Annotated in this window: 9 protein-coding genes; 2 read left to right on the forward strand and 7 right to left on the reverse strand. The window is 70.5% G+C overall.

Features of this window, described 5'->3' with window-relative positions:
• Nucleotides 1-160 precede the first annotated feature (160 nt).
• Together AC5RV2_RS10790 and clpS are read right to left on the reverse strand one after the other, a co-directional pair.
• Entirely contained in the window at nt 161-736 is a 576-nt protein-coding gene (locus tag AC5RV2_RS10790) for a DUF2017 domain-containing protein (protein WP_494092325.1), read from the reverse strand.
• On the reverse strand, nt 737-1,069 hold the full coding sequence (gene clpS, locus AC5RV2_RS10795; RefSeq protein WP_493979739.1) for an ATP-dependent Clp protease adapter ClpS: 333 nt from the start codon (nt 1,067-1,069) through the stop codon (nt 737-739).
• 207 nt (nt 1,070-1,276) lie between these two features.
• Between clpS and AC5RV2_RS10800 the strand changes: the two genes are divergently transcribed.
• Nucleotides 1,277-2,608, forward strand: a complete 1,332-nt coding sequence (locus AC5RV2_RS10800) for a nicotinate phosphoribosyltransferase (protein ID WP_494092326.1) — start codon at nt 1,277-1,279, stop codon at nt 2,606-2,608.
• The gene (locus AC5RV2_RS10805; RefSeq protein ID WP_494092327.1) at nt 2,605-3,222 is read left to right on the forward strand and encodes an isochorismatase family protein; all 618 of its coding nucleotides are present in this window, start codon (nt 2,605-2,607) and stop codon (nt 3,220-3,222) included. Before AC5RV2_RS10800 ends, AC5RV2_RS10805 begins: the two co-directional genes overlap by 4 nt.
• Nucleotides 3,223-3,588: 366 nt before the next feature.
• On the opposite strand, the gene AC5RV2_RS10810 is transcribed toward AC5RV2_RS10805, so the two are convergent.
• The 5 genes from AC5RV2_RS10810 to AC5RV2_RS10830 all read right to left on the reverse strand — a co-directional run.
• On the reverse strand, nt 3,589-5,376 hold the full coding sequence (locus AC5RV2_RS10810; RefSeq protein ID WP_494092328.1) for a DEAD/DEAH box helicase: 1,788 nt from the start codon (nt 5,374-5,376) through the stop codon (nt 3,589-3,591).
• Nucleotides 5,373-6,803 carry an MFS transporter gene (locus AC5RV2_RS10815; protein WP_494092329.1) on the reverse strand — a complete coding sequence of 477 codons (1,431 nt, stop codon included), beginning with the start codon at nt 6,801-6,803 and terminating at the stop codon, nt 5,373-5,375. The genes AC5RV2_RS10810 and AC5RV2_RS10815 overlap by 4 nt, the downstream gene beginning before the upstream one ends.
• A gap of 87 nt (nt 6,804-6,890) precedes the next feature.
• Nucleotides 6,891-7,199 (reverse strand): DUF3039 domain-containing protein, encoded by a 309-nt coding sequence (locus AC5RV2_RS10820; RefSeq protein WP_494092330.1) that lies wholly within the window; start codon nt 7,197-7,199, stop codon nt 6,891-6,893.
• Nucleotides 7,200-7,290: 91 nt separating this feature from the next.
• Nucleotides 7,291-8,862: a transporter gene (locus AC5RV2_RS10825; protein WP_494092331.1), complete on the reverse strand. Its 1,572-nt coding sequence runs from the start codon at nt 8,860-8,862 to the stop codon at nt 7,291-7,293.
• Nucleotides 8,844-9,631: ABC transporter ATP-binding protein (locus AC5RV2_RS10830; protein WP_494092332.1), on the reverse strand; the 788-nt coding region annotated here is incomplete at its 5' end. The genes AC5RV2_RS10830 and AC5RV2_RS10825, both read right to left, overlap by 19 nt.

Genomic DNA, 9,631 nt, shown 5'->3' on the forward strand with positions numbered 1-9,631 from the left:
AGGGTGTGGCCCATCCCCGCGGTCCGCGGCTTGGCCGCCGCAGGGCGTGGCCTCGCGATTTCCGGGGCCTCGGTTCCAGGCGCCGGCGCGACGGAGCACAGCTCAGCGGTGGCGGCCCGACGGCGCGTGGTTCAGCGGTGCCGGCGCGCCGAGGCGTGGCTCAGCGATGCCGGCCCGACGGGTGGTCCAGCCCGTCCAGCAGCGCCTGCATCAGGGTCTCCTGGAGCCAGGTCATGAAGTTGTAGACCAGCGCCAGGTAGGTCTCGAGGTCCTCGGCCTGGGACCAGTCGTCGATCTCATGCAGGGCCTGGGCGTCCTCATCGGTGCGGAGCTCCAGCCGCTCGGCCAGCACCAGGCGGACGTCGTTCACGGCCCGGGCGAACAGCCGGGCCTGCTCGTCGGTCAGGTGCAGCGGCGTCTGTTCGAGCAGCAGCGCGCTGGCGCGCAGCGCCCCGAGCTTGTCCTCCCGCAGCGTGCGTTCGGTGAGCTTGCGGAACTCCAGGGCCTCGCCGTCGTCGTGCTCCACCGCATCCGGCAGCAACCGGAGCAGCGCGGGGTCCCGTGGCTTGGCGGCATCCATGTCCAGGCCCACGATCGCCGCGAGGGGGTCCTCGTCCTGCCGGTCGACTTCCAGCATGGCGACGACGTCCGCGAACAGCTTCCGGATCAGGTCCCGCTCGGCGGGCTCCAGGAACCCGGTGATTCCCTTGCGCGTGTGCTTGAATGCCTTGGCCATCTACGCCTGGTCCGCCTTCTGGTACGTGGCCCACAGGCCGAACGAATGCATCGCCACGGTGTCCCGCTCGGCCTGCTCGCGGCTGCCCGTGGCCACCACCGACTTGCCCTGCTGGTGCACCTCGAGCATCAGCTTGCGGGCCTTGGTTTCCGAATAGCCGAAGTAGCTTTGGAAGACATAGCTGACGTAGCTCATCAGGTTGACCGGGTCGTTCCATACGATCACGACCCACGGGGTGTCCTTGGCCGTAAGTTCGGCGGATTCCGCGCGGCGGGACGTCTCGATATCCGAGTCCAGCACGGTTGTGCAGGAGGGAAGGATGCTCACGGTCATGGCTTCCATTGTAGGCAGGGCGGGCCCGGCCGGCCTTACGGGGGCACGGGAGCGCCCGGTCGGCCCGTCGGCCCGTCGGCACGACGGAACCGCCCGGCCGGCGACGGCGGCGGACCTGCGGACGGCCCGACGTCAGCACGAAACTGCCCGGGCAGCGACGGCGGCACGAAACTGCCCGGAGGGCGAAACAGGATTAGAGTCGGGGATGTGAACATTGCAGCCGGCTGGGCGCACCCCAGCACCTCCCTGTACACCGACCATTACGAGCTGACCATGCTCCAGGCCGCCCTGCACTCCGGCGCAGCGCACCGGCGTTCGGTCTTCGAGGCGTTCGCCCGGCGGCTGCCGGAAGGCCGCCGGTACGGCGTGGTGGCCGGAACCGGCCGGATCCTGGAGGGCCTGGAACACTTCACGTTCTCCGAGCACCAGCTGGATTTTCTGGCCCGCACCGACGTCGTGGACGCGCGCACCATCGACTGGCTGGCCGATTTTCGTTTCTCCGGCGACATCTACGGCTATGCCGAGGGCGAGGCCTACTTCCCGTACTCGCCGATCCTAGTGGTGGAGTCGAGCTTCGCCGAGGCCTGCGTGCTGGAGACCTTCATCCTGTCCGTGCTGAACCACGACAGCGCCATCGCCTCCGCCGCCTCGCGGATGACCGGGGCGGCTGGCAGCCGGCCCTGCATCGAGATGGGGTCCCGGCGCACGCACGAGGAATCGGCGGTCGCCGCAGCCCGGGCCGCGGTGATCGGCGGCTTCTCCAGCACCTCCAACCTGGAAGCCGGCTACCGGTACGGCGTCAAGACGGTGGGCACCGCCGCCCATTCCTTCACCTTGCTGCATGACACCGAGCAGCAGGCCTTCGAGGCGCAGCTGGCCTCGCTGGGCGTGGGTACCACCCTGCTGGCGGACACGTACGACGTCGAAACCGCCGTCCGTACGGCCGTGGACCTGGCGGGTCCGGAGCTGGGCGGCGTGCGGCTGGATTCCGGCGACCTGATCGCCCAGGCCCAGTGGGTGCGCCAGCTGCTGGACGACCTGGGCAACCACCACACCCGCATCACCGTCACCTCGGACCTGGACGAATACGCGATCGCGGCGCTCGCCTCGGCCCCGGTGGACTCCTACGGCGTCGGCACCGCGCTGGTCACCGGATCCGGCGCGCCCACCGCGAGCATGGTCTACAAGCTGGTCAGCCGCGAGGGCAGCAACGGCGAGCAGGTGTCGGTGGCGAAGGCGTCGAAGAACAAGATTTCCGTCGGCGGACGCAAATACGCGCTGCGCCGGCTGGACGGGCACGGGTCCGCCACGGCCGAGGTGGTCGGCATCGGCCACCCGCCCTTCGACGACGGCAACGACCGCCCGCTGCTGCAGCAGTTCGTCACGAACGGCAAGCTGGCGGACGGCTGGACCGGCGCCGAGGGCGTCCGCCGTGCCGCCGAACGCCACACCGCTTCCATGGCCGAGCTGCCCGGCGCCGTTAACCGGCTGCAGCGCGGCGAGGCCGCCATTCCCACCGAATTCGAGGAGCAGCCATGACACGCGCACTGATCATCGTTGACGTCCAGAACGACTTCTGCGAGGGAGGCGCCCTGGCCGTCGACGGCGGGGCGAAAACTGCCGCCGACATCAGCGAGCACTTGGAGACCCGGCCGGACGAATACGACGTCGTGGTGGCGACCCAGGACTGGCACGTGGATCCGGGCAGCCACTTCTCCGACGAGCCGGACTTCGTGGACAGCTGGCCGCGGCACTGCGTCGCCGGTACCCGCGGGGCAGACCTGCATCCCGACCTGGACACCGACCGGATCGACGCCTACTTCCGCAAGGGCCAGTACGACGCCGGCTACTCCGGTTTCGACGGACTGCTGGCACCGGCGGACGAGGTGGCCACCGGGGAGCGCGAGGGCGACGAGGAGGAAGAGCAGGTCGAGATGCCCAGCCTGGATGACTGGCTGCAGGAGCACGGGGTGGACGAGGTGGTGGTGGCCGGCCTGGCGACCGACTACTGCGTCCGCCAGACCGCCCTCGATGCCGCGCAGGCCGGGTACGCCACCGCCGTCAATTTGGCACTGTCGGCGGGCATCAATGCCGGGCGCGTCGAGAAGACGTTGGCCGAATTCAGCGACTACGGCATCGACGTCATCGAATAGCAGGGCGGGCCTGCGCCGGAATTGCACGCGGCTTAGACGCCTCGCTCGTTCCTCGCTCAGCGATGCGCCGCTTAGCGATTCCGGCCTCCGGCCCCCGCGACGTGGGCAAAACCCGCGTCCCGCCCACGAGGTCCGGGGCACGCGTCCAGATCACCTGCCGCACCCCCTGACCTCATCGCGAGGTCAGGGTCGGGCTGCGAGATCACCGTTTATACGCCCTGACTTCGCAGCCATCCCCCGACCTCGGCTCCAGGCCGGGCGGGACGCTGCGCCGTCACTGGCTTCGGGCTGCCCCACGGCCATGCGGGCCCCGACCGAAATCCGCGTCGACCACGACCGGCAGCCAGGCCGGTTGCCCGCACACGGCTACTTCCGGCCGATGAACCAGTCCTGAAGCTTCTTCAGGCGCCTGTTCAGCTGCTCCTCGTTGGCCTGGGCCACCGGCGGGCCGCCGCAGACCCGGCGCAGCTCGGAGTGGACCACGCCGTGCGGCATGCCGGAGCGCGCCGACCAGGCGGACACGTTCTTGGCCAGCTGGTTGCGCAGTTCGGTCAGCTGCCGGTGGTCAACCACGGCAGGGGCCGGCTCGGGATCCGCGGCCCCGCCCGAGCGCTTGCGTTTGCGCGACTGCTGTTCCTGCTGGCGCTGGCGCAGCAGCATGCCTACCTGCTCCGCGTCCAGCAGCCCCGGGATGCCCAGGAAGTCCAGTTCCTCTTCGCTGCCGAGCTCGCCGCCGGTGCCGAACTCGGCGCCGTCGAACAGCACACGGTCGAAGGACGCCTGGGAATCCAGCGCCTCGAACTTCTGCTTGGTGAGCGCGTCCGATGCCGACTCTTCCCGGTTGGCCTGCTCCATCAGGGCCTCTTCGGGAATGAAGCCCTCGTCGTTGTCCTTGTCCGGCCGGTCCAGCGCGTGGTCGCGCTCCAGCTCCATCTGGTTGGCCAGTTCCATCAGGTTCGGCACCGACGGTAGGAACACCGACGCCGTTTCGCCGCGCTTCCGGGCGCGCACGAAGCGGCCCACCGCCTGCGCGAAGAACAGCGGGGTCGCCGTCGAGGTGGCGTAGACCCCGACCGAGAGGCGGGGCACGTCCACGCCTTCGGAGACCATGCGGACGGCGACCATCCAGCGGCTGTCGCCGGCGGAGAACGCCTCGATCTTTTCGGAGGCGCCGGCGTCGTCGGAGAGGATGACGGTGGCAGATTCCCCGGTGATCTTCTTCAGCTGGCCGGCGTAGGCCCGCGCGTCCTCGTGGTCGGTGGCGATCACCAGCCCGCCGGCGTCGGGCACGGCCCGGCGGACCTCGGTCAGCCGCTTGTCGGCGGCCGCCAGCACCGACGGGATCCATTGCCCCTGCGGGTTCAGCGCCGTGCGCCAGGCCTGCGCCGTGATGTCCTTGGTGACCGCGGCCTCGCCGAGCGACGCGGCGTACTCGTCCCCCGAACTGGTGCGCCAGCGCATCTGCCCCGAGTAGGCCATGAACATGACCGGGCGCACCACGTGGTCACGCAGGGCGCTGCCGTAGCCGTAGGTGTAGTCGGCCCGCGAGCGGCGGATGCCGTCCTTGTCCTCGGCGTACTCCACGAACGGGATCGCCGCCGTGTCCGAGCGGAACGGGGTGCCGGTCAACGCCAGGCGCCGGGCGGCGGGTTCGAACGCCTCGCGGATGCCGTCGCCCCAGCTGAGGGCGTCGCCGCCGTGGTGGATCTCGTCCAGGATCACCAGCGTCTTGGCGGCCTCGGTCTTGGCCCGGTGCAACAGCGGCTTCATGGCCACCTGCGCGTAGGTGACGGCGACGCCGATGAAATCGCGGCCGTGCGAACCGTCCGAGTTCTTGAAGTTCGGATCGATGGCCAGCCCCACGCGCGCCGCGGCGTCCGCCCACTGGCGCTTGAGGTGGTCCGTCGGGGCGACGACGGTGATCCGGTTGACGATCCCCCGGTCCACCAGTTCGGTGGCCACGCGCAGCGCGAAGGTGGTCTTGCCCGCGCCGGGGGTAGCCACGGCCAGGAAGTCCTGCGGGGCCATGTCGAAGTACTTCTGCAGGGCCTCGGCCTGCCATTGGCGCAGTTTGGGGGCGGTGCCCCACGCGGCCCGTTCCGGGTAAGCCGGCGGCAGCACCGGTCCGGCGCCGAATAGTGTGTCGTTGCTCATTTGCTGGCCTCCTCCCGTTGTTCCTGTCCGTTTTCAATCCGTTCCGCGCTGCGCCAGCCCGTGGCGATCCCGCCTGCCGCCACCACGGCCAGCACCAGCCAAATCACCACGTAGACGCCCACCGAGCCCGGGTTGTCCGGGTCCCGCAGCAGCGCGAACAGTCCACCCGCCCCGGCGGTACCCACCACGCCGCCCAGCTGGTCGGCCAGCTGCAGCGACGCGGAGTTCCGGCCGCGCTCCTGGGGGGCGGACAGCTTCAGCACCATCACGGACGTGGTGGACAAGGCCATGCCCATCGAGAACCCGGCCAGCGCCCAGACGACGATGAGCGCCGCGAGCGGCACGGACGGCGCGGACACCAGCGCCATCAGCCCCATGCAGGCGGTCAGGATGCCGGATCCGATCACCAGCATCCGGTGCCGGGCGGTCTCGACGCGTGCCTGCAGCCAGGAGCCGATGCTCCAGCCGACCGCGCCGGCCGTCAGGGCCAGGCCCGCCGTCGCCGGCGAGATGCCGTGCGCCGCCACCAGCATCAGCGGGATGAACGCCTCGGCGCCGAAGAACGCCAGGTTAATCAGTCCGCGGGTGGCGATCACGCTGGGCAGCCCGCGGCGCAGCCGCAAGGTGCCCGGCGGCATCAGCTTGGGCAGCGCCGCCAAGGCCAGCACCACGCCGCCGGCGGCCAGCGCGTACATCAGCACCAGCTTCCCGGCGGACCCGCCGGCGACCGCCTCGAACAGCGCCCACTGCGCCAGGAAGACGCCGCCGGCCAGCATCAGGCCCCGCATCGCCTGCAGGCGCCCGCCGCGCTTGTCCGTGGTCGGGTTCTCCGGGGCTCCCACGCTGCCGGTCTGCGGCCAGATGACCAGCACGGCCAGCAGGAAGATCGGCGCCACGCCGTAGAACACCAGGCGCCAGGAAATGTATTGGGCGACGACGCCGGCGGCCAGCGGCCCCACCAGCGACGGCACCACCCAGGCGGCGGCCAGCCAGCCGAAGACCACCGGCTGCAGCCGCTGCGGATAGACCTGCCCGATGATCACGTAGACGGCCACGATCGCGAAGCCGCCGCCCAGCCCGGCCACGGCGCGGCCCGCGGTGAAGATCCAGAATTCCCCGGCCACCCCTGACAGGACCAGGCCGGCGACCATCAGCACCAGCCCCGCGGCGAGCGCCGGGCGCGGGCCCTTCGCGTCGCACCAGACTCCGGCCACCACGCTGGCCAGCAGCGAAGCGGTCAGGAACATGGAGAACGCCAGCCCGTAGGCCGACTTGCCCTCCAGGTCGGCCGCCACCACCGGCATCGCCGTCGCCACCGCCACCGCCTCGAACGCCGCCAGCGTGATCACCGTCAGCAGGCCGATGGTCAGCGGCCGGTAGGCAGCAGACATGGCGCCGGGCGCGCGGATGGCGGTGGATTCGGGCATCAAAAAACCAGGGCTGACTTTCTTGGCAGGCAGGGGGAAGCGCGGCGGGCACCGGACGCGCCCGCACACGTGGGGAGGGAAAGGTTACTACTTCTTCTTGCCGGAATCGTCGCCGCCGGGGCGCAGGCCCTCGTAGATGGCCTTGCAGTCCGGGCATACCGGGAACTTGTTCGGGTCGCGGCCGGGCACCCACACCTTGCCGCAGAGGGCGATCACCGGTTCGCCGGACAGCGCCGACTCCATGATCTTTTCCTTGCGGACGTAGTGCGCAAAGCGTTCGCGGTCACCGGGCTCAAGCTCTTCGCGGAGTTCTTCACGCTCGATCGTCGCGGTGGACCCGCCCGGGGTCTGCGGCGCGAGGGGGTCGTTTTCGAAAGGATCCGGAGGAAGACTCATGCCACCCATCTTAACCCCTGAAACAGGAACGACGACGGCGGAGCTCGGCTCCCCCGTCGTCGTCACCCGCCGCTGCTGCCGGGCCGGTGTGCTATTTGTTTTTGGCCACGGCCTGGAGGAGTTCCGGCGTCCGGCGGTCATACCAGCGGCCGCCGAGCTCGATGCCGACCACCAGCAGGACCGTCCCGAGCACGAGGCCGACAGCCAGCGCCAGCCAGCCCCACAGCGCGTCGCCGGTGAAGACACCGATCAGCGCCAGCACCAGTTCCGGCAGCGAGAGCAGCACCAGCACGCCGAGCCCGCCGAGCTGGACCAGCATCATCCGGGCGGTGGAGCCGGGCGGAGTCTTGAACGGGCTCTCCCCCGGCAGCGGCACGTTGTAGGTGTAACGGGCCGAGACCACGCTGGACAGGCCCAGGCCGGTCAGCAGCACGCCGAGGGCCACCCCGGAAACGGGCGGCAGCAGGTGCCACCCGCCGATGAACACGAACGGCAGCACGGTCAGCACGACGGTGGCCGGCAGCGCGATCACGGCGCAGGCCGCGGCCCGGCCGATCCGGTCGGCCCGTCCGCTCACGCCGGTGGTGACGTGCAGCGCGAACGCCGTGTTGTCGTAGGCGATGTCCGCGGAGATGCCGAAGGACAGCAGGAAGGCGATCATCGGGCCCAGCCACAGCATGAAGGTGAAATCGCCGGTCTGCGAGAGGCCGAAGAAGACCGCCACCGGTATGAGCGGAATGGACACCAGGGACGCCCCGTAGCGGGGATCCTTGAACCAGTAGATGAGCGCACGCGCCGCCACGGCTCCGGCAGGGGTGCCGGGCATCCGGGAGAACCAGCCCAGTTTGCCGCCGGCTTTCCGGGACACGGCCTTGTACGGCGGGGTGACCAGTGCACGGGCCAGGCTGAGCTTCCACAGCCAGGCCAGCACGGCCAGGAAGGCCACCGCGATGAGCAGCCGGGCGCCGGCCGCGCCCCAGTTGCCCAGGGCCAGGTCGCCGGGGACGGCCCAGACCGCGCCCAGCGGCGACCAGGCCAAGCCCTCGGTCAGGGCCGGCAGGAAGTCCTGCGAGCTGCGGAACCCCTCGACGATGCCGACCATGATCGGTCCCAGCAGCACCAGCGGGATGATGCCGATGACGCCGCTGAGGTCCTTGAACCGGCGCGAGCTGGCCAGCGTCGTGGACGCCGACGTCGTCACGCGGGAGAGCACCACGCACGTCAGCGTCGCGACCAGGGCGCACAGGACGGCGGCCACGAGCGCTGCCGGGTGCTGCCACCAGGCGGCCGCGTGCCCGAGCGCGGCGACCAGGGTCACCACGCCCGGGATGCCGACCAGGCCGCCGATGGCGAGCCCGAGCAGCAGTTGGCGCATGGGCACGGCGTAGGTCACGAACCGGGCCGGGTCCAGCGTCATGTCCACGCCGGTGGCCATCATCGGGATCAGCGCCCAGCCCAGGAAGGCCGCGGAGCCGCCCAGCACCACCACCATGCGGGCCATGTCCGGCTCCGTGTAGCTGAGGAAGAACAGTCCGGAAATCAGCAGGGTCAGCATGCCGATCGCGTACAGGCCGCCGAGGATCACGCCCACCAGCTGCCACGGGCTGCGTTTGAAGCCGTTGCGCAGCAGCGCCAGCTTCAGCCTTACGAGGTGCGCAACCACTCGAGCCCCTCCGCCTGGGTCCGTCCGCCGACCAGCTGGACGAAACGCTCTTCGAGGCTCGCGCCGGCGCGGACCTCGTCCACGGTGCCGGCGGCCAGCACGTTGCCGCCGGCGATCACCGCCACGTGGTCGCACATGCGCTGGACCAGGTCCATGACGTGGCTGGACACGATCACCGTGCCCCCGGAGTCCACGTAGTCGTGGAGGATGTCGCGGATGTTCGCCGCGGAGACCGGGTCTACCGCCTCGAACGGTTCATCCAGCACTAACAGCTTCGGCGCATGGATCAGGGCGGTGGCCAGGGCGATCTTCTTTGTCATGCCGGCGGAATAGTCCACCACCAGGGTGCCGGCGTCGTTGGTCAGGTCCATGGCGCGCAGCAGGTCCGGTACGCGGGCGGCCACGGTCTCCCGGTCCATGCCCCGCAGCAGCCCGGCGTAGGTGACCAGCTGCTCGCCGGTCAGCCGGTCGAACAGCCGGACGCCGTCGGGCAGCACGCCCATCAGGCGCTTGGCCGTCAGCGGCTCGGCCCAGACGTCCACGCCGTGCACCCACACCTGGCCGTAATCCGGCCGCAGCAGCCCGGTGGCCATGGAGAGCGAGGTGGTCTTGCCCGCCCCGTTCGGCCCGACCAACCCGTAGAAGGAGCCGGCGGGCACGTCCAGGTTGACGCCGTTGACGGCGATCTTGTCGCCGAAGCGCTTCGCCAAGCCGCGCACCGCCAGGGCGGGAACGGGGGCCTGGGCGGGAACGGGGGCCTGGGCGGGCG

Source organism: Arthrobacter sp. Y3225116 (genome assembly GCF_059091245.1).